The sequence below is a fragment of the Vibrio sp. 2132-1 genome (assembly GCF_033344315.1).
The window spans coordinates 1-905 of sequence record NZ_JAWPON010000158.1 but is presented as its reverse complement, the minus strand read 5'-3'; the positions used below and the strand labels follow the sequence as shown (position 1 = coordinate 905).

Annotated in this window: 1 protein-coding gene; it reads right to left on the bottom strand. The window is 51.5% G+C overall.

Annotated features, from left to right (window positions below; all coding sequences use genetic code 11):
- A partial coding sequence (locus R8N47_RS24120) for a lyase family protein (protein ID WP_318185968.1) occupies positions 1–902 on the bottom strand: 902 nt, incomplete at its 3' end.
- Positions 903–905: the final 3 nt, after the last annotated feature.

Here is a 905-nt window from a genome sequence, read left to right as displayed (position 1 = left end):
AAGCCAGCCAATGGGCCAGAGTTCATCCAGCGAAGATCGTTTGCGATCTTCATGATCGCAATTGCTGCTGTTTTGAGCTGCCCGGACAGTGCGACGATCGCATCCTGGCTGCTGAGGTTGAAAAAGAAATTGTCGCTTGAAGTAAAGGTGACTCGAGTGGACTGAGTGAGGTTGTCTGCAAACAGAGAGGCAAAACGCGGATCGGCGTTGATCCCTGTGCCAACGGCAGTGCCGCCTTGAGCAAGGGCTTTCACCATCGGCAGTGTTTGTTCAATGGCTTGTTTAGCGTGTTCAATCTGGAATTGCCAGCCGCCCAGCTCTTGCGCGAAAGTGATTGGCATGGCGTCCATCAAATGGGTTCGGCCTGTTTTTACCACGCCTTGCAAAGCTTGCTTCTTGGTTTCTAGGCTTTGGCTAAGATGAGCCAGTGCAGGCAACAACTTGTGTTCAATAGCAAGTGCTGAGCTGACTTGAATCGCCGTCGGCACCACATCGTTACTGCTTTGACCCATGTTAACGTGGTCATTCGGGTTGACGTTGCCGCCAAGCAATTCAGACGCGAGCGTGGCAATCACTTCATTAGCGTTCATGTTGGAGCTTGTCCCAGAACCGGTTTGGAACAGGTCGATAGGGAACTGATCGAGATGTTGCCCATCAATAATGGCTTGCGCAGCCTCTGCAATCGCATTAGCGATATCACCTTCCAGTAACCCTAGTTGTGCGTTGGTCAGTGCTGCCGTCTGTTTGATGTGGGCTAAAGCTTGGATGAAACCGCTTGGCATGGTGTGCTGGCTGAATGCGAAGTTATCGATAGCGCGCTGAGTTTGCGCTTGATACAAGGCATTCGCCGGGACTTTTACTTCGCCCATGCTGTCGGTTTCAATACGAAATTCGGTGGTCATAGT